Below are 20,103 nucleotides of genomic sequence, written 5' to 3'. Positions count from 1 at the left end.
TGTGCGTTGCCGTCGCCGTCGCACTTGGCGTAGGGGTCGCCGTGGGCGTGTGCGTTGCCGTCGCCGTCGCACTTGGCGTAGGGGTCGCCGTGGGCGTGTGCGTTGCCGTCGCCGTCGCGCTCGGCGTGGCCGTGGGCGATGGCGTGGCGGTGGCCGTCGCCGTCGCGCTCGGCGTGGCCGTGGGCGATGGCGTAGCGGTGGCCGTCGCGCTCGGCGTGGCGGACGGTGTGCTCGTTGCCGTGGCCGTCGCCGTGGCGGACGGCGTGCTCGTCGCCGTGGCTGTAGGCGACGGCGTGGCGGTGTTCGTCGCCGTCGCGCTTGGCGTATTTGACGGCGCGGGGGTGTCTGTCGGCGTGGCTGTGGCGATGGGAAGCGGAGTATTGGTCACCCCTGGCGCTGTCACTTCGACGAAAACATACGCTGCGCCGGTTGCCGGTCCGAAGAGCGCATCGCCATACGCTCCGGCAATAATGGTGTTCCCATCGATACTGACCGACCAGCCGAGGCGATCACCGCTATCGGTGTCGTTGCCGATCAGTTTGGCGCGTTCGATCCAGGTTGCGCCGCTGCGATCGAACACATAGACCGCGCCGCTGGCAGGTCCGTTCGCGCTATGCAACGGCGCTCCGACGACGAGTCGCTGACTGGAAAGCGCCAGCGCGCTACCGAAGCGATCACTGGCGACTGTATCGCTGGCGACGAACTTCTGGCGCTGCACCCAGGAAGCGCTGTTAAACTCAAAAAGATAGACTGCGCCGCTGAAACTGCCGGTGACACGGTGCAATGGCGCGCCAACCGCGAGCCAGCTGTTGTTCAACGCCAGCGCACTGCCAAAGCGATCCCCGGCAATGGTGTCACCGGCGGACACTTTGTGCCGCTGCACCCAGGCGACGCCATCGAACTCGAAGAGATACACTGCACCTCCGGCGCCATGCTGTGGTGCGCTGATCGCCAGCCAGCCGTTGTTCAGCGCCAATGCACTGCCAAAACGATCGCCGGGGACGATGTCGGCGCCGATCAGTTTCTGGCGTTGCACCCAAGCGACGCCGTCGAAGGCGAAGACGTAGACCGCGCCCGCATCCCTGCCATACGAGTCGTGCAATGGCGCTCCGACGATCAGCGTGTTCTGCCCGATGGCGAGGGCATTACCAAAGCGCGCCACTGATTCGGGATCATTCGGGGTGATGATCGCCTGCCGTTGCCAGTCGGCGTTCGAGAACAGATACACCGCGCCAGCATCCGGCGCACCAATGCCGGCATACGGCGCTCCCACCGCCGTCTGCACTCTGTTGGTCGCCACTGCTGCGCCGAGGTACGCCCCCGCTAGAACATCGGACGTGCCCAAACGCGCCTGCTGCGCCCAGGATGTAGCGCCATCGGTAAATACATAGGCAGCGCCGGCATTGGGCGCCAGGTCCGACTTTCCATATGCGCCGACGATCGCCGTGTCGCCTGCGAGCGCGACCGACAGGCCGAAATAATCGTACTGTGCAGCGTCAGCGGCGGTCAGTTTCGATTGGGTGAAGGTCAGAGATGATTGCGGCAGCGCCAACCGAACAGGCGCAAAGGACGCAATCAGTGCGATGAGTATGACGCCCGTAAGATGAGCGCCGAACGTAGTGCGTTGGCGCATGAGACGCCTCCTGTGTCGATGTTTGAGTGGATTGTCAGCCTCATGCTTCCTTCATCATAGCAAGCACATCATAGAAAGAAACGATGACCAAAGTACCAGAACATGCTGTCTCATCACTCTGATTACTACTTTACCTTGCGACTCTGGACAGCGTGTGAATGCAACGTGACAAACGTTTTATCCACTGCGCAAACCAGATTTCGCTCCGGCAGCCGAGCGAAAAGAAAACCGGGAAGGTCACCCTGCCCGGTGTGAAGGGGCGCCGCAGCCAATTAGGAAGATCAATCTAAATCCGGACAAACACGCTTGCACTTGTGAAGCGGTTGGCGTTGGCTTCGACAGGCTCAGCCAACGCCGGTCACGAGATTGTCTGATATCCGGTTGATCTTCCTATTAGCATCATGCGCGGCGCGTAGCGGCGAAGACGTTACGCTTCCGCCATTTTGTACCCGACGCCGCGCACCGTCAGGATCAGACGCGGGCGCGAGGGTTCGGCTTCGACTTTTTCACGCAGCCGACGCACGCAGACATCCACCAGGTTGGTCTCGCCGACATAGTCGTATCCCCAGACTTCGCGGAAGAGGGTTTCGCGGTCGAACACATGACCGGCATTGGCGGCAAGGAAGTAGAGCAACTCAAACTCCATGGGCGTCAGGTTGACTTCTTTGCCGCGTACCGTTACCCGATGGCGCGGTTCGTCGATTTCGATCTCACCCACGCGGACGATCGGCGGCGCAACCCGGTGCTTGTACCCCTCGACGCGCCGCAGAATGGCATCGACGCGCGCGATCAACTCGGCGGTTTTGAACGGCTTGGTAATGTAATCGTCGGCGCCGAGTTCGAAGCCATGCACAATATCGTCGGTGCCATCACGCGCGGTCAGAATGATAATCGGCACATCGGAACGCTCGCGGATGCGCTGACACGCCTCGAAGCCATCGACATACGGCATCATGACATCGAGGATGACGACATCGAACTTCGATTCGCTGAATGCTTTCAGCGCTTCCAACCCGTTCTTCACAGCCACAATCTCGTAACGCGGGTCCTTCAGCGTCACCTGAATCAGCGTGCCAATCGACGGATCATCGTCCGCAATCAGGATGCGGCGCGGATGAACGTTCTCTTCGTGGGCGCGTTCGGCAAGTCGGCGTATGAGTCGCATAGTAGTACCATGTTTCTCCGTACTGTATGCAGTATAACGACTCTTGCGCCAGACGTAAAGAGGGGAAAGTGGGGTCAAGAGGTCCAGCGTGTTAAAATATTTTCACGCTCAAACAGGGCTATTGCGCCCGCAAAGGCGAGCGCCGCGAGAAATGCCAGCGCTGCGCTTGCAATAAACGCCAGCAGCGGCGTCAGCACCACCACGCCGAGCAACTGCGCGACGAAGAGCGCCAGGATCGGCACAACCACAACGGCTGCGACTTGCTGCGCCGTGCGTGGATCATTGACCCGCCCCGAAACGGCGACGGTCGCAGCGACCATGAGCAACGCCAGTGATGGCGAGCCAAGCAGAAGAAGCACCCACCATCCGCCGCTCAGGATGGCGTGGTACACCTGATCGCTGAGAACAACCAGGCGCAGCGCCAGCACGAAAGTCAATGCCGCGCCCCAACTGATCACGATAGCCGGAACGAGCGATGCCAGGCATTTGCCGAGCAGCAGTTCCCAGGTCTGGATCGGCGCTGCCAGCAGCGGTTCGAGCGTGCGGCGCGTCTTCTCGCCGATAATGCTGTATGATGCAATTGCCGACGGGATGATCAGCGGCATGAGCAGAAACATTACCCCGAACTGCTTCCCCATCACTGCCTGTCCCAATTCCATGTCCGACAAACCTGCAAGCGACGGGTCGGCGATGACGACGCCGAGTTGGGCGGCATCCTCGTCGGGTGTGATGCCAATCAGATAAACGGTGATGATCGGCAGGATCGTCAGCAGCAGCGGCGGGATCAGGATCGTCATCCACAGGGTGCGTTCGCTGCGCAGTTCGAGCCATTCTTTCTGCAGGATGATGAGCGCTTTACGCATATGCCTGCTCCTGCGGCGTCCCTTCGCGCACCAACTGCAGGTAGACGTCTTCGAGCGTATGTTCGCGGGGTTCGACGTACCGGATGGAGGCGCCGGCGTCGATCAGCGCGCGCACCAGCGGTGGGTTGTGCTCATCAGGGTTGTCCAGTGAGACGTTCAACACATCGCCATCAGCGGCAGCAGCATGAATGAATGGAAGGGCGCGCACGACGTCCAGGAATGATTCGGCGGCGCTCGCGATGCGGATGCGCACACCGTTGCCGAAGAGTTCGGCGCGCAACGCTGCAGGGGCGCCAATGCGCAGGAGGCGGGTGCGGAACACAGCGATCACATCACACAACTCATCGGCTTCCGGCAGATTATGGGTGGTCAGGAAGATGGTCCGTCCCTCGGCGCGCAGTTCCTTGATGAACTCCCGCACGGTGCGAGCGGCTTCCGGGTCGAGGCCGGCGGTTGGCTCGTCGAGGAAGATAACCTCTGGTTCGTGCAGCAGCGCTCGTGCAATGGCCAGTTTCTGCCGCATGCCCTTCGAGAAACTGCCGACCGGGTCATCGCGCCGGTCCCACAGCCCAAGCATGCGCAGATACCGTTCCGTCTGCGCCCTGGCGCGGGCTGCATCGAGATCGTAGAGGCGGGCAAAGAAGAGCAGGTTCTGGTGCGCACTGAGGCGTTCATATAGACCCGGACTTTCGGTGAGCAAACCGATGCTGCGCCGGATCATCTGGTCGTCTTCACCGAGGCGATGCCCGGCCACGACGGCGCTGCCAGCGGTTGGCGCGATCAACGCCGCCAGCATGCGCACGGTAGTCGTTTTCCCGGCGCCATTCGGTCCAAGAAAGCCGAACACCGCGCCCTGCGGCACGGCGAGCGTCAGGCGCTCGACCACAACACGCTCGCCGAAGGCGCGGGTCAGTTCGTAGGTTTCAATCGCGTTCATGGGGAGTGAAGGAACGGCAAGAGGCGGATGGGTTGCACTGCGGAGGGTCTCTTGCCGTTGCAGCGTCATTCCAGATAGCCGCGCAAACCGCGCCCGTAGTGCGGATGGCGCAACTTGCGCAGCACGCGGGCTTCGATCTGGCGAATGCGCTCACGGGTGATGCCGAACTCGCGCCCGACCTCTTCCAGGGTGCGGTAGTGGCCGTCGTACAACCCGTAGCGTAGCTGGATGATGCGGCGCTCGCGCTCAGGAAGTTTCTCGAGCGCGCTATCGATCTGCTCGCGCAGGATATGGTTCGATGCGCTCTCCATCGGCGTCACGCCCTTGCCATCCTCGATGAAATCCGCCAGCACCGAGTCCCCTTCTGCGCCGATCGGAGTTTCGAGCGAGATCGTCTGGCGCGAGGCTTCGAGCACCCGCCGCACCTTCTCGACCGGAATGCCGAGTTCGAGGGCGATCTCATCTGGCGTCGGATCGCGCCCGGTGGTCTGCTGAATGCGGTTGCTGGCGCGCATTACGCGATTGATCGTCTCGCCGACGTGCACCGGCAGCCGGATCGTGCGGCTCTGATCGGCGATTACGCGCGTAATCGCCTGACGGATCCACCAGGTGGCATATGTGGAAAACTTGTATCCTTTGCGATAATCGAACTTCTCGGTGGCGCGCATCAGGCCGATATTGCCCTCCTGGATCAGGTCGAGCAGCGACATGCCACGCCCAAGATATTTTTTTGCAATGGATACGACAAGGCGCAGATTTGCCTGGATAAGGCGCTCGCGCGCCGCCTGACCTTCCTGGACCCAGCGATGAAGCTGGGGGCGTTCTGCAGCGATGTAATCGCCATTCTGCAACCGCTCATTCGCCTGCTCGCCGCGTTCGACCTGTTGCGCCAGCATAATCTCTTCCTGGGCGGTCAACAGGTTCACCCGACCAATTTCACGGAGGTAGACCCGGACAGGATCATCGACTCCCACGCCGTCAATATCGGCGTCGAGGTCGTGATCCGGCGAGTCGTCATCCTGCTCGTGGGTTGCATGAAACAGGTCAGCATTGTGGTCGAAGGGATTGTGATCGCCAGCAGCACGCTCAAGTATCTGTTCGATAGTCTCGGGCGCCGGTTCGGCGGCAGGGCGATGGACACGAACGTGATTGCGCGGAGAGGTCTGCGACTCGTGGGCCGTGGCCAGGAAGGAGTCGAGGGGTTCTTTCACATTCCACCAGCCTTCTGTGCATAACGGCCTATCATAATGTGCATACGGTAAGATAGCACAAAAGTCGCACATCTTCAAGGACTATTTTGCACTAGTACCTGTCCTGGGGATGCCGTGCTATAATCTGTGGGAACCGAGAACCAAGAACTAAGAACCAAAAACCGAGAACCAAGAACTAAGAACCAAGAACCGAGAACCAAGAACTAAGAACCAAGAACCGAGAACCAAGAACTAAGAACCAAGAACCGAGAACCAGGAACCAGGAACAGTAAGGAGCGAACCGTGCAGATCTATCTGGATACCGCCAATCTGGACGAAATCCGCACTGCTGCAAGTTGGGGCGTACTGAGCGGCGTGACGACGAACCCGTCGCTGATGGCAAAGGAGAAGGGCGCCGATTTCAAGGCGACCATTCAGGAGATTGCGAGTCTTGTAGACGGTCCGATCAGCGCTGAGACGACCTCACTCGACGCGGACGGCATGGTGCGCGAGGGGCGTGAGTTCGCCGCCTGGCACCCGAATGTGGTGGTCAAGATACCGAGCACCACCGAAGGGCTGAAAGCCGTCTCGCGCCTGGCGCGCGAAAACATCCGCTGCAATGTGACCCTCTGTTTCAACGCAGTGCAGGCGCTCATGGCGGCGCGTGCCGGCGCGTACATCATCAGTCCATTCGTCGGGCGCATCGATGATGTAGGGATGGATGGCATGACCTTGATCCGCGAGATTGTGCAGATCTACCGGACACATAACATCCCGACGCTGGTGCTTGCGGCGTCGATCCGCCATCCACGGCACATTGTCGAGGCGGCGCTGGCGGGCGCGGATATTGCGACGTGTCCGTTCAAGGTGCTCGAGCAGAGTATGCGTCACCCCCTGACCGACATCGGCATCGAACGATTCCTGGCGGACTGGAAGGCATGGCAACAGGGCAGGTGAGGTGGAGTTCTCTGACAGCGCCTGCTCTGTGTGGAAGGCATCATGACATCACGATACACCGATCTCGACTGGCTTGCCATCAATACGATCCGCACGTTGTCGATTGATGCAGTGCAGGCCGCCAACTCCGGGCATCCCGGCATGCCGCTGGGCGCTGCTCCAATGGCATATGTGCTCTGGACGCGCTTTTTGCGCTTCGATCCGGGCGACCCGTCCTGGCCCGACCGTGATCGTTTCGTGCTGTCCGCAGGTCACGGTTCGATGCTCCTCTACAGCCTGCTGCACCTGACCGGCTTCGATCTCTCGCTCGATGAACTCCAGCGCTTCCGCCAGTGGGGGTCGAAAACGCCGGGTCATCCAGAGCGCCAGCTGACGCCGGGGATCGAGGTGAGCACCGGTCCGCTGGGGCAGGGGTTCGGCAATGGCGTGGGCATGGCGATTGCCGAGGCATTTCTGGCGGCGACCTATAACCGTCCAGGGCACACGCTGTTCGATCACTACACCTATGCGATTGTCAGCGATGGCGACTTAATGGAAGGCGTAGCCGCCGAGGCGGCGTCGCTGGCGGGGCATTTGAAACTGGGCAAACTGATCTATCTGTACGATGACAACCATATTTCCCTCGACGGTCCGACCAGTCTGGCGTTCACCGAAGATGTGCTGCTGCGTTTTGCCGCGTATGGCTGGCACACGGCGCGCGTCGCCGACGGCAACGACCTCGACGCTATCGAGGCGGCAATCCGTGAGGCGCAGGCGGTGACGGATCGCCCGTCGCTCATCGCGGTGCGCACGATCATCGGCTACGGCAGCCCAATGGCGGGCACAAACAAGGTGCATGGCAGTCCGCTCGGCGTCGATGGCGTGCGCGCGACGAAACAGGCGCTTGGGTGGAACCCGGATGCCGTATTCTACGTGCCGGACGAGGTTCGTTCGTTGATGCGCCTGGCGCGGGAACGTGGGGCTGCGCTGCGCGCCGACTGGCAGGCGCGCTTTGCGGCGTATGCGGCGGCGTATCCCGCCGAAGCCCGCGAGCTGCGCCTGGCGCTGGCAGGGAAACTGCCGGATGGCTGGGAAACGCGGTTACCGGCGTTCAGCGCATCCGGCGGCGACCTGGCGACGCGCGAGGCGTCCGGGAAGACGATCCAGGCGCTCTACGACGCAATTCCCTGGATGATCGGCGGTTCCGCCGATCTTTCGGAAAGCACGAAAACGCCATACACGACAACCGAAAGTTTTCAGGCGGACTGTCGCACCGGACGGGTAATCTGGTTCGGTGTGCGGGAACATGCGATGGGGGCGATCCTCAACGGCATGGCGGCGCACGGCGGCGTCAAATCCTACGGCGGAACGTTCCTGGTGTTTTCGGATTATATGCGCGGCGCGATCCGTCTGGCAGCGCTATCGCATCATCCCGTCGTCTACGTCTTCACCCACGATAGCATCGGTCTGGGGGAAGACGGTCCGACGCACCAACCGGTCGAGCAACTGGCGGCATTGCGCGCTATTCCCAATCTGTGGGTCATTCGCCCGGCTGATGCGAATGAAACCGTGGTCGCCTGGCGGATCGCCCTCGAGCGCGCTGATGGTCCCACGGCGCTGATCCTGAGCCGGCAGAAGTTGCCGGTGTTCGACCGGTCGGCGCTGGCGCCCGCCGAAGACGCGCGGCGCGGAGCATATGTGTTGCGCGACGCTTCGAGCGAGGCGCCGCACGTCATTCTGATGGCAAGCGGCTCGGAAGTCGCGCTGGCGCTGGCGGCGCTGGCGGCGCTGGCGGAACGCGGCGTAGCGGCGCGGGTGGTCAGTTTTCCGTCGTGGGAACTGTTTGCCCTGCAACCCCAGGAATACCGCGATCGCGTGTTGCCGCCCCAGGTGCGCGCGCGGCTGGCGATTGAAGCGGGGGTGGCGCAGGGGTGGGAACGCTGGGTCGGCGATTGGGGCGACTGCATCAGCGTGGAGACCTTCGGCGCCTCGGCGCCATACCAGGTCGTGTTCCGACAGTACGGATTTACGGTCGAGAACATTGTCGAGCGGGCGCTGAAGGTGTATGCGCGGGTTTCAGGACGGGAAGGTTGAAGGGGAGAGGGGTGAGGGGTGAGGGGTGAGGGGTGAGGCGAGAGGGGTGAGGGGTGGGGCGAGAGGCGAGAGGCGAGAGGGGTGAGGCGAGAGGGGTGAAGTCAGGGGTTGCGTAAAGGAAAGCGGTGCATGTTGAACGTGGGACAGTGAGTAAGCAGGGTCAAGCGGGCCGCTTGACCCATACGAACGGGGTTCCCTCTGTGTTCTCTGTGTCTCTGTGGTTCACCAAATCTGCTGTGACGGTCCAAGGAGGGCGCGATGTACATCGGAGATTGGCTGGCGCGACGAGCCGATCTGACGCCGCACAAGGTCGCGCTGCTTGATGCCGCAGATAACCTGCGACCGATTACCTTTCGCCAGTGGAATGCACATGTCAGCCGCACCGCCCGGTTTCTTGCCGGACGGTGCGGCGTGCAGTACGGCGACCGGGTGGCGGTGCTGGCGATGAATTGCGTCGCCTATCTCGACATCTGGTTCGCCTGCGGCAAACTTGGCGCCATCCTGCAGAACCTCAACTGGCGACTCACGCCGACAGAACTTGCAGGATTGATCACCGACGCCGAACCGGCGATTCTTATCTACGGACCGGATTTTGTGGAACAGGTGCGCGCTCTGCGCGCCTCCGGGATAGTCATGCCCGGCATCGCGCTCGATCCCGACCGTCGCGCCGACCCTGACGACGCAGTCTTCGCCGAACGCGACGCCTACCCGGACGATCCGCTTCAGGCGGTCGATCTCGTGGCGGATACGCCGTGGGTCATCTGCTACACCGGCGGTACGACAGGGTTGCCGAAAGGCGCTATTCTCACGCACGGTAACATCTTCTTCAATGCGGTCAACACAGTTGCCGGTTGGGGATTGCGCCCCGATGATGTGACCATCCTTAATGCGCCGCTGTTCCACACCGGCGGACTGAACGTTTTCACGGCGCCGCTGGCGCATATCGGCGGCACATCGATTGTCTGCCGGCAATTCGATGCCGATCAGGTGTTCGATCTGATCGAGCAGCAGGGCGTGACGATTTACTTCGGCGTGCCGACGATGTTCCTGGCATTGCAGCGCCATCCGCGCTGGGAAACGGCGGATTTCTCGCGGGTGCGCTGGATGATCAGCGGCGGTGCGCCCTGCCTGCCGCCGGTGTTCGAGACCTTCCGCCGGCGCGGCATACCCTTTCGCACCGGCTATGGATTAACCGAAGCCGGACCAAATACCTTCTGGCTGCCCGACGACGACGTTGAACGCAAGGCGGGATCGGTCGGGTACCCGTTGCCGCATATCGACCTCCGCCTGGTGACTGAGCGCGGCGAACCATGCGCACATGGCGAGGTCGGCGAGTTGCAGATTCGCGGGGCGCATGTCTGCGCCGGATACTGGCGACGACCGACGGAAACGGCGAAAACGCTCGTCGATGGCTGGTTGCGCACCGGCGACCTGGCGCGGCGCGATGACGACGGATGCTACACTATCGTCGGGCGCCTGAAGGATGTTATCATTTCCGGTGGTGAGAATATCTATCCGGCTGAGGTGGAAGCGGCGCTCGCCGGGCATCCGGCGATAGCGGAGGCGGCGTTGATCGGTGCGCCCGATCCGACGTGGGGTGAAGTCGGATGGGCGGTTGTGGTGCTGCACGATGCGTTTCGCCAACAGGCGACCGACATCGAGCGGCAGATTCTCGACTACTGCCGTGACCGGCTGGCGCGGTACAAAATCCCGAAGCGCGTCATTGTCGTGGATGCTCTGCCGCGCACCGGCGCCGGGAAAGTCGATAAACGCGCATTGCGGCGGGAGTTTATCGTTGAAGGTTGAAGGTTGCGTCCACGAAGAACACCAAGAGACACGAAGGATGGATATGGGCTGCGACCGGGCGCCGGCGAAGGGCGTCCTTTCCCACAGGCGCAGGCGCCTGACGCCCCTTCGTGGATCGTTGCGTCCACGAAGAACACCAAGAGACACGAAGGATGGATATGGGCTGCGACCGGGCGCTGGCGAAGGGCGTCCTTTCCCGCAGAAGCAGGCGCCTGACCCTCCTTCGTGCGCCTTCGCGTTCTTCGTGGATCATCACGTGTGAGTTCAAAGTTGAACAAAGGAAGCGGGGGCGCTATGCACATTGGCGGGTTACTTTCACATCATGCGCAGTATCGACCGAACCACGCTGCGGTCATTGTCGGTGACGTGCGGTTGACCTATCGCGAGTTCAATGCACGGGTCAACAAGGCGGCGCATGCACTGCTGAACCTGGGGTTGACCAAAGGCGACAAAATTGCGACGGTGCTACCGAACTGCATGGAGTTGCTCGAAGTCTACTGGGCTGCGGCGAAGACCGGTCTGGTCGTCGTGCCGATGAGTACGCTGCTGCGCGGGCAGGGGCTGGCGTCACTGCTGCGCGATTCGGATACCGCTGCGGTGGTGACCGATGCGGCGCATGCGCCGGCGCTCGATTCGGTGCGCGGCGATCTGCCGATCGATCCGGAGCGGTTCCTGATCACCGATGCCGCCGACATGCCAGGGTACCGCGATTACCAGGCGCTGATTGCGCCAATGCCGGAGCGCGATCCGACCGGGATCGAACTGTGCGCCGACGACCCCTACAACATCATGTACAGCAGCGGCACGACCGGTTTGCCGAAAGGCATCGTCCTCACCCACGGAGTGCGCGCCGGGTACGGCACAATCTTTGCGTCGTCGTACCGCATCACGCCGGAGAGCGTCATTCTGCACGCCGGTGCGCTGGTGTTCAACGGCGCCTTCCTGACGTTCATGCCCGCATTCTACCTGGGAACGACGTACATCCTGATGAAGGCGTTCAATGCGCGGGAGTTGATCGAGACCGCAGCGCGTGAGAAGGTGACGCACATCAAGATGGTGCCATCGCAGATTGTTGCGCTCCTCAACGAACCCGACTTTGATGAGCGGCATCTGCCGTCAATCGCAATGCTCGGCTCGGTCGGCGCGCCGTTGCACATGGAGCATAAACTCGAACTTGAACGGCGCTTCCCCAACCGACTCTACGAACTGTATGGACTGACCGAAGGGTTCATGACCATTCTCGACAAATACCACCGGGGCGAGAAACTGGCATCGGTCGGCGTGCCGCCGCCGTTTATGGACATCAAGATCATCGACGACCAGGGGCGCGCATTGCCGCCTGGCGAAGTCGGCGAGATCTGCGGGCGCGGCCCGCTGATGATGAGCGGGTACTACAAGCGCCCTGATCTGACGGCGCAGGCGATCGTTGATGGCTGGCTGCACAGCGGTGACATGGGGTATGTTGATGAGGACGGATTTCTCTACCTGGTGGATCGCAAAAAGGATATGATCATCTCCGGCGGCATCAACGTCTTCCCACGCGACATCGAAGAAATCATCGTGCAACACCCGGCGGTGCGCGAGGCGGCGGTCTTTGGCGTGCCAAGCGAGAAATGGGGCGAAACGCCGCTGGCAGCAGTCATTCTGAAGGCGCCGGGGCTGGCGTCGGCGGAAGAATTGCAGGAATGGATCAATGCGCGCGTCGAAGCCGGGTACCAGAAAGTGTCGCAGGTGGTGATCATGGACGATTTTCCGCGCAGCGCGGCGGGCAAAACGCTCAAGCGCGTCATGCGCGACGAGTACTGGAAGGGGCGGGAACACAAGATCTAGACGCAATATCGTATAAGCGCACACAAAGGCGCGAAGACACGAAGACTTCGATATGAAGCCGCCGATGATGGCTCATCATCTGAATTGAGACGAATATCAAACGGCGGCGTGCATCGTTCGATAGTGAGTTGGAGGTGCCATCATGCCTTTCGTAACGGCGGGCGACCTGAACGTTCACTACATGGAGCGCGGCGCTGGCGAGCCGGTGATCCTGCTGCACGGCAACTGGGCGACATGCGGGTGGTGGGAGCCAACGCTGAACCTGCTGCCAGAGGGGTACCGCGGTCTTGCGCCGGATATGCGTGGGCGCGGGAAGACAGAGGGACCGGACCACGACTATAGTTTGACAGCACTGGCACAGGATACGCTGGCATTCGCCGATGCGCTCGGATTGGAACGCTTCCATCTGGTAGGACATTCGCTCGGCGCGGGGGTGGCGATACAACTGGCGCTCGATCACGGTGAGCAGGTGTTGTCGCTGGCTGCGGTTGCGCCGCCGTGGGTCGATGGCATGCCGGCCGAAGCCAATTCGCCGGAGCGCCAGCAGATGTTGAAGGCGAACTTCGATCTGTTTGCGATGGCGTTGAAGGCGCTGGCACCAACGGCACCCGACGACGCCTTCTGGCGTCGCCTTGTCGCCGAGGGACACGAGCAGCGGATCGAAGCGGCGCTAGGGGCGATCACTGCGCTGGCGAACTGGGCGCCAGGGGATGCGCTGCGTGCGATTGCCTGCCCGAAACTGGTCATCGCCGGCGAGAACGACATTCTGGTAACGCAACCGGTGGCAAGTCGCGCTGCCGAGGCGCTTGGCGCGCAGTTGATGGTCATTCCCGGCGTCGGGCACTCGCCGAATATCGAAGCGACTGCCGTGTTCGTCGAGTTGCTGGTGGACTTGTGGCGGAGTGTGAAGCGGTGAAGAGTGACGTTGCGCTGTAGGGAGCGAGGCAGCACCGCCCCCCGCTGTGCCCCGCCGCCGGGGGTGAGGCGCCGCCGCGCCCTTACGTGCTCCTACGTGCCCCTGCGATGATGGGCGCATTACCGCCGCGCCCCGCCGTACCGCCGGGCGAGGGAGCGCCGCGCCCCTGCTGCCGATGGCTATCGTCCAAAGATTTCTGGATACCGCTCGATCACCTCCCTGAGGTCGTGGTCGTAGCGAACCACGATCACCCGATAGCCGTGGCGTTCCAACTCGGCGCGCACCTCGCGATCGCGGGCGTCTTGCGCCGGTTCGACATGCACGGCGCCATCGCAAAAGATGCAGACGTTCGGCTCGTAGAAAAAGTCGGGGACGCACGATGGTTGGGTGATGCGCCGTTGAGCATCGTCGGGCAGGCGGTGACCTCCTTCGGCGAGTGCAGCCAGGAAGCGGCGCTCCAGGATCGGAACGGGAGTCGGCGAGCGATTGCAACCACGCAAGATGCTCACTGCGCGAGCGATCCTTGACCCGCAGTTCAACCCGGCTGTGCGCCAGCCAGAGCAGGGGGTCCCGAATGCTGCGGCGATCCAGCAGCAACGCCTCGCCCTGATTTTCAAAACTGAGCAGGCACTCGTAGCACGCGGCATGGCATGCAGGTTTGAGATCGGCGCCCGCTTCATCGAAATGGCAGATCGCCAATGCCGCACGCGCAACCTGTGCGAAGGCGTCCGCTTCCTCGATCAGTCGGCGCAACACGCCGGCGCCGCCCTCTGACGCCTCATACAGCAAAATGGACTGATGCTCGCCTGTGCCGATGCGCTCGGCGACCAATTCCCCCTCCTCCAACTGGAACGCCTCCTCAATTCCGCGTTTGAGCGCGGCGCGCAGGGTGATTTGCATGTGGTCAGACCGCAGTTCGGGCGAGACGATGCGGATCAGGAGCGCATTCTGAATTGACTGCACGGCAAGGTACGCCCGTTCCAAGCGCGGCTGACGATGGGACGGACGACGGTCCGGCTCGTCGTTCGGGCGAAGCGCTTCACCGCTCTCCATATCGATAAGAAAGCCGTCGTGCCGACCGCCGAGCCAGCCGCGGTTGATACGGAGCAGGGTTGCAGCCGGGGCGTAGATCAGGTGAACGAGCGACCGACCATCGGCGACCACATCGGCTTCGTGCAAGCGCGCGCCGTCGCTTGTCGATGGGAACTGAAAGAATGTCTCGATCCGGTAGCCGCGCCGACGGCGTTCTTCCTCGTCGGCGGTAATGCGGGCGCGCCGCCGCATCCGCACGTTGGGCATGTCGAGCAGCGGAGCGAGCAGGCTGTTTTCGCCGTCGAAGCGTGCGCCGCAGGTTGGACAGAGATCGAGATCGGGTGCCGCGAATGCGCCACAGGTGAGACACAAGCGTTTGCGGCTGATCCGTTCATCAAGGCCGCCCGGCGGCGCGGTAAACGCCACCGTCTCCCACTGCCCGCCTTCGTGATAAAAGAAGTTATGCGGCGCAAACTCGCGGATGGCGAGGAACCGCGGACGGGCAATGAAGTCGCCGTCTTGACCACGCGGCGCCCATGCACGCACCGGCAGCGCCGGGAAGTTGTAGCCCGGCAGAAAGCCTTCGCCGGCCAGATAGCGGTAGGGGTAGAAGTCGCCTTCTTCGCGGGCGACATTCACTTGCAGCAACAGATTCAACTGACGGCGCGCTTCGTCCTGTTTGCGCCGCGCGCGTTCTTGCTCGTCGCGGGTGCGGGCGCGATCCTCTTCGTCGCGCGCGGCGGCGCGCTGCCGTTGTGCAGCGCGGTACAGTTCGCGCCAGCGGTCGAAGGCGCGGTCGAATTCCTCCGGTGCCGCGCGGATAACCTGTTCAACCCATTGCTCGTTGAACCGGCGACTATCAACCAGAAGGCTCTCGTCGGCGCGGAGGAGCGTCATCGCACGCTCGCGCAGCGCGGCGCAGGCTTCGTCGCTCAGCCGGATCTGGCAGGCGACATGCTCACGGAGCGGAAGATCATCGCTCTTATCGGTGTCAATCACCTGTTCGATGGATTGTCCGAGCGGAAGCCCGATATGCGTCAGCCACAGCGCGTGGATATGCGCTCTGAGCAACGACTCGTTTGCGAGGTCGAGGCGCGGCGGACGCACGCTGCCGGCCACCATGTCGGTTTGGCGTTGGAAGAAGTATTGATCGTGATTATTCGATGCGCCGCAGTAGGTGAAGATCACGCCAGGCTGCCCTTGCCGTCCGGCGCGTCCGCTCCGCTGCGCATAATTTGCCGGCGTAGGCGGCGCGTTGCGCAGATGCACCAGTTCAAGGTCGGCGATGTCGACGCCGAGTTCCATAGTGGGTGAGCACACCAGATACGGCAGCCGCCGACCGAGGTCTCGTTCCCTGGTGCGATCCGTTTCTTCCCAGCGGAATCGCCGCTCACGGCGCTCGCGCTCGCCGACGGCGACGACCTGCGCCGTATGTTCCCGCGCTTCTAATGTCGCCAGTTCGGTCGCCGGCCGGCGATAGAATTGGCGGAAAAACGCATTGACCGGTCGGCGGGCGCCGGCGGCTCCTTGCCCCGAAGAACGCCGGCGATAGAGCGGATCGGGCGGCGGCGGCGTCCCATCGCCGAGCCGCCAGATCAGGCATGCCGGATTGAGCCGATACGCATCGCCGCCGGCGGTCTGAAACCGCGCGAGAAACCCTTGCCGCACCAGAAGATCGAGCAGGGCGCGGATCGTCGGTTCATACGCCTCTTTGGAAAGACCGAGGCGCGCCTGGAAGAAGCGACCGATAAGGCTGCGCGGTCCCAGACTGAGGACATGGTCGTTGGCGCGACCATTCCCGGACTGAAGCGCAAACCAAGACGCCGGTCGCAATTCATCGTAGTCGGGATCGAGACCCCAAAACTCATTCAGATCGTTGAGGCAGCGCCGCTGCAACTGTTGCTGGGTGTTCTCGCTCAAGACGTCGGCGTCAATCGCAAGTTTCCGCCGAAAATGATCAAGCAGGACGCGCAGGATGGTTGTCCGCTCCGCTTCGTCGGCGACGGCAAGCGATGGCGCAATCGCGCCGAGGTCTGGGCTGCGCGCCAGGTCATCGAGCGCACGATACGTCACGACGAGCAAGCCGACCTGTTCGAGATTGGGATGCACCAGCCGCCAGCCGCACCGCAAGTCTTCATACAGGCGATATTCGGTCAGTTGGGTGAACGTCTCCCACACCGCTTTCGCCGCAGGAGAAGACGGATCGAGCTGACTGTTTTTCGCAATGTCGGCGATGGTCAAGCCGGACGCAGCGACGACGGCTTGGGCGACATCGGCGAACGTCAGCGCCTGATGCCGTTGCGCTGCTGCGTGCAGCGCCGCACGCAGCAGCGCAACGTGAACAAAGTCGTTGAAGTGGCCGGCCTGGAATGACGCATCCTGGCGGTTATCGGTGAAGGTGAGCAGCTTATCGCGGGCCGCCCGGGTCCGTGCGGCGTGGCGCAACAGCGAGGTCGCCATCATGGTCGTGGCGCTTGATCGTCCTTCGCTGGAGAGCGAGGCCAGTTTCGCAAACTCTCGCTCATGACCGGTGTAGAACTCGCCGCAGGCAAGACACAGCGCAAACGGCGCCGGCTGCCACCACATTTTGTGCGCATCCGCTTGCTCCGCCGTGCTGTACGTCCCATCGGCGCGCACCCATACCGCCGTGGGCGCCCGACCGCGCCAGTTTGCCCGCAGCCTTCCTTTCGGGTCGTACCACTCTTCCGGGATGTGGTCAGCGGACCAGTCGCCCTCGGCGGACGCCGGCATGAGGTAGCCCGTCGTCAGTCCGTCCTCATCCGGCAATTCTCTCGTTGCGAGCGGCAAGAAGCGATCGTCCGCCCGCACGACGTGGTAGTAGTCTTGACCGCACTGACGGCAAAACTTGACGGGCGCCAGCAGCTTGCCGTCGGCAGTTTGCATTTGGCCGTCGAACGAGAAGGTGCGGTCGGACGCCGACTCAAGCGTCGCATAGAGGGTTTGACCTTGACTGATGAACTGATGCAGCTTGAAACTCATCCCCTGACCGCCGGTCAACGTGTTTCCCTGTATGAGCGCATTGCGGAGCGCATCGGCGCAGTGTTGCGGATCGGCGCCGGTCTGCGCGGCGAGATGGCGCGCGACCTCGGAGAGCGGACGGGGCGCGCGTCGCTTCAACCGGCCATCAGGTTCGACGGCGAGACCAAGTTCATATTCGACATAGCGAACGAGGGGATGGCGGCGGAAGGCGGCGAGGTCGGTCGGGAGCGGTCGATCCATCGCCTCGCGCAATTCGTCGGGAGACGGCGGGGCGCCTTCGCTGAACGGGGTCAGCGTCTCTTCAATCACCTGATCGGGCGCGAACGGATGACCGAAGAAGCGGGTCGCAAACTCGGCCACGCTGCGTCGTCGTTCGGCGGCGTCAGCATCAGGTCGCGCCACCATTGTCGCGCTGGCGCCGATGTGAAGGAGGTCATGCAGGTTGCAGCGCTCTTTCAGACGGCGCACGAGCATTGCGACATCCGCACCCTGGCGACCGCGATAGGTGTGGAGTTCGTCGAAGACCAGGAAGCGCAACGCGGCGGCATGGTCGAACAAGTGACGATCCTCGGCGCGGACGAGCATCAATTCGAGCATGATGTAGTTGGTGAGGATCACGTGTGGTGGATGCTGCCGCATCGCTTGACGCTCATCGTCACTTACCTCACCGGTATACTTGGTGAACCGCACCGGGAATCGCCGACCGGTCCGCTGCTCGTACTGCGTTCGCAATTTTTGCAGCCCTTGGAGCTGCGAGTTTACCAGTGCGTTCATGGGGTACACCACCAGTGCAACGAGGCGTTCCTCGTGCTGCACGTGGCGAATGACGTGATCGATGATGGGCAGGAAATACGTCAAGCTCTTCCCGGAACCGGTGCCGCTGGTGATGACGAAACTTTTGCCGTCGCGCGCCTTGGTGATCGCCTCTTCCTGATGGCGATAGAGGCGGAAGGGCGCGCCGGTATCGGTCCGAAAGATGCGGGCGGTTTCGGCGGCGATGACTCCGTTCTTCGCAAGAGCGTCCACCGTTGCTCCAGGCGTGTAGCTTGGACTGAGCTGGACGAGCGGTTCGGGCCAGAAGCGCGATTCCTCGTTCAGGTTTCGATCCACGAACTCCCGCGCGCGTTCGTCGGCGATCTGGATGAAGGAGTGAACAAAGTCGCGGTAATCGGCAATCACCGATTCATGGAGATCGAAGATGGTATGCTTCATGGGTCGCCTCGATGCAGTGTGTGTTCTTGTTATTCTCCTCTCCCGCCAAGGGGAGAGTTCCCTCACCCCCCTTGCCCCCCCCGCCCACGAGGGGAGAGGGGGGATGCGCTCGTTGCCCCCTCTACCTCATTGTCCTCCGTGCCCCTGCCCCTCACCCCCCTTGCCCCCCTCTCCCACGAGGGGAGAGGGGGGATGTGTCATTGCAAGGGAGCGGGGTGCCCGACGCAAGCTCCTGCTTGCAGGTGGGTGCTTGTATGTCATTGATTCGGATGGGGGCGGAATTCATTCCGCCCAGCTCGTGCTCGGCGCCCGTCCTCCTGCGGGCGGAATGAATTCACCACAGGAGAGATTATGAGTAAGTTGTCACTGTAGACGACTCCGAATCTTGTTCTTGGCTCTTGTAAAAACAGCGCTTATGTTGGCGCCTGAGCAAAACGAACCTGCTTCTCTGTCACTACCACAAAGTGGTCTGCCAACTGATCTGCATATTGTTCCAATAATCGCCGGAGAATTGCAATTTTGTTTACTGCACGTTCATCCTCAAGCCGTAAAAGTATAACGCCTCGATGAGGGCGGCGTTCTCGATAGATTTTCTCGCCAAAATCTTTGTCATTCGTAATTAAAACCTAATTTTCGGTAAATGCCTTTGCAATAAGTGTATCGTCATCTAGACCACGAGCTTCCTCATATACTGAGAAGACCTCATGCTTTTGCTCACGCAACCAACGGGCTACCGTCGGGCCTGTGCACTCATCGACAAGGAAACGCATTTAGGTTAGCTCCGCTAATGGCATGAATGATGTATTTGCCAAAGATTTCGCTGCAAAAAGTAAGCATGCATAAATATCTTCACGTGATATACCCTCATATTCATCCAGAATTTCTGAAACTGTTGCACCATGAGCCAATAGATTGAGGATGTATTCTACCGTCAACCGGGTTCCCTTGATGACCGGCTTTCCCACCATAATGTTGGGGTCGAGTGCGATACGCTCGAGAAGTTGTTGTTCTGTCATCGTTTCATCATCCTTGAGTCCTGAGTATTTAATCGGCAGTAAGGCGGTCATAGACTCCCGCCGACAAAAGATTTTCCTTAAGTACACCCGTTATCGGTTTGGGTTAGCCTTGAGCTGGGCCGCACACTTATACATAGAGAAAGCTGAACAACGAACACGAACCCTTCGTGCAGCAATCTGCTGTCAAGTATGGTCAACTCCCTCATTTCTAGTCACTGGAATATTGCTCCTCGCTTATCTCAAGTGTACTTGTTTCGAGTTCGGTACGCAAGCGTATGTTCATCCCCCGATTACAGTGCGCCCGTTGCCCCCTCTCCCCCCTTGCCCCCCTTCTCCCACAAGGGGAGAGGGGGGAGGCGCTCGTTGCCCCCCCTCCCCCCCTGGCCCCCCATCTCCCCCCAGGGGGGAGGCGCTCCTTTTAGCCCCCTCTCCCCCCTTGCCCCCCTCTCCCACAAGGGGAGAGGGGGGAGGCG

General features: G+C 61.7%; 11 protein-coding genes and 2 pseudogenes. 5 read left to right on the top strand and 8 right to left on the bottom strand.

All coding sequences use genetic code 11. The annotated features are described in order from the left end of the window. From AC3EA7_RS05350 to rpoD, 5 genes are all read right to left on the bottom strand, one after another. On the bottom strand, window positions 1-1,633 hold a 1,633-nt coding region (locus AC3EA7_RS05350), incomplete at its 3' end, for an FG-GAP repeat protein (RefSeq protein WP_488613001.1). Between the two features lie 427 nt (window positions 1,634-2,060). After that, entirely contained in the window at window positions 2,061-2,798 is a 738-nt protein-coding gene (locus AC3EA7_RS05345; protein WP_488613000.1) for a response regulator, read from the bottom strand. A gap of 74 nt (window positions 2,799-2,872) precedes the next feature. Further along, entirely contained in the window at window positions 2,873-3,661 is a 789-nt protein-coding gene (locus AC3EA7_RS05340) for an ABC transporter permease subunit (protein ID WP_488612999.1), read from the bottom strand. Further along, a complete protein-coding gene (locus tag AC3EA7_RS05335) occupies window positions 3,654-4,598 on the bottom strand; it encodes an ABC transporter ATP-binding protein (RefSeq protein ID WP_488612998.1) in 945 nt (314 codons plus the stop codon). The genes AC3EA7_RS05340 and AC3EA7_RS05335 overlap by 8 nt, the downstream gene beginning before the upstream one ends. A 65-nt stretch (window positions 4,599-4,663) precedes the next feature. Next, window positions 4,664-5,881 carry an RNA polymerase sigma factor RpoD gene (gene rpoD, locus AC3EA7_RS05330; protein ID WP_488612997.1) on the bottom strand — a complete coding sequence of 406 codons (1,218 nt, stop codon included), beginning with the start codon at window positions 5,879-5,881 and terminating at the stop codon, window positions 4,664-4,666. 210 nt (window positions 5,882-6,091) lie between these two features. On the opposite strand from rpoD, the gene fsa reads away from it, so the two are divergent. From fsa to AC3EA7_RS05305, 5 genes are all read left to right on the top strand, one after another. Next, window positions 6,092-6,745 carry a fructose-6-phosphate aldolase gene (gene fsa / locus AC3EA7_RS05325; RefSeq protein ID WP_488612996.1) on the top strand — a complete coding sequence of 218 codons (654 nt, stop codon included), beginning with the start codon at window positions 6,092-6,094 and terminating at the stop codon, window positions 6,743-6,745. Window positions 6,746-6,787: 42 nt separating this feature from the next. Next, window positions 6,788-8,818, top strand: coding sequence for a transketolase (gene tkt, locus AC3EA7_RS05320; RefSeq protein WP_488612995.1), 2,031 nt, complete (start codon window positions 6,788-6,790; stop codon window positions 8,816-8,818). Between the two features lie 258 nt (window positions 8,819-9,076). Then, a complete protein-coding gene (locus AC3EA7_RS05315) occupies window positions 9,077-10,624 on the top strand; it encodes an acyl-CoA synthetase (protein ID WP_488612994.1) in 1,548 nt (515 codons plus the stop codon). A gap of 258 nt (window positions 10,625-10,882) precedes the next feature. Further along, window positions 10,883-12,454: a class I adenylate-forming enzyme family protein gene (locus tag AC3EA7_RS05310; RefSeq protein ID WP_488612993.1), complete on the top strand. Its 1,572-nt coding sequence runs from the start codon at window positions 10,883-10,885 to the stop codon at window positions 12,452-12,454. Between the two features lie 142 nt (window positions 12,455-12,596). Beyond that, window positions 12,597-13,370: an alpha/beta fold hydrolase gene (locus AC3EA7_RS05305; RefSeq protein ID WP_488612992.1), complete on the top strand. Its 774-nt coding sequence runs from the start codon at window positions 12,597-12,599 to the stop codon at window positions 13,368-13,370. A gap of 684 nt (window positions 13,371-14,054) precedes the next feature. Here AC3EA7_RS05305 and AC3EA7_RS05300 read toward each other — a convergent pair. From AC3EA7_RS05300 to AC3EA7_RS05290, 3 genes and pseudogenes are all read right to left on the bottom strand, one after another. Further along, a pseudogene (locus tag AC3EA7_RS05300) lies at window positions 14,055-18,614 on the bottom strand (DEAD/DEAH box helicase); the annotation flags it as partial. Between the two features lie 413 nt (window positions 18,615-19,027). Then, window positions 19,028-19,384 (bottom strand): annotated as a pseudogene (locus AC3EA7_RS05295) (DUF5615 family PIN-like protein). Next, window positions 19,385-19,681 (bottom strand): DUF433 domain-containing protein, encoded by a 297-nt coding sequence (locus AC3EA7_RS05290; protein ID WP_488612991.1) that lies wholly within the window; start codon window positions 19,679-19,681, stop codon window positions 19,385-19,387. Window positions 19,682-20,103: the final 422 nt, after the last annotated feature.

Source organism: Roseiflexus sp., assembly GCF_057785375.1.
This window is presented reverse-complemented; position numbering and strand designations above follow the sequence as displayed.

Coding starts and splice junctions, on each gene's coding strand:
- AC3EA7_RS05345 (WP_488613000.1), bottom strand. CDS start 2,798: ATGCGACTCATACGCCGACTTGCCGAACGCGCCCACGAAGAGAACGTT.
- AC3EA7_RS05340 (WP_488612999.1), bottom strand. CDS start 3,661: ATGCGTAAAGCGCTCATCATCCTGCAGAAAGAATGGCTCGAACTGCGC.
- AC3EA7_RS05335 (WP_488612998.1), bottom strand. CDS start 4,598: ATGAACGCGATTGAAACCTACGAACTGACCCGCGCCTTCGGCGAGCGT.
- rpoD (WP_488612997.1), bottom strand. CDS start 5,881: ATGTGCGACTTTTGTGCTATCTTACCGTATGCACATTATGATAGGCCG.
- tkt (WP_488612995.1), top strand. CDS start 6,788: ATGACATCACGATACACCGATCTCGACTGGCTTGCCATCAATACGATC.
- AC3EA7_RS05315 (WP_488612994.1), top strand. CDS start 9,077: ATGTACATCGGAGATTGGCTGGCGCGACGAGCCGATCTGACGCCGCAC.
- AC3EA7_RS05305 (WP_488612992.1), top strand. CDS start 12,597: ATGCCTTTCGTAACGGCGGGCGACCTGAACGTTCACTACATGGAGCGC.
- AC3EA7_RS05290 (WP_488612991.1), bottom strand. CDS start 19,681: ATGACCGCCTTACTGCCGATTAAATACTCAGGACTCAAGGATGATGAA.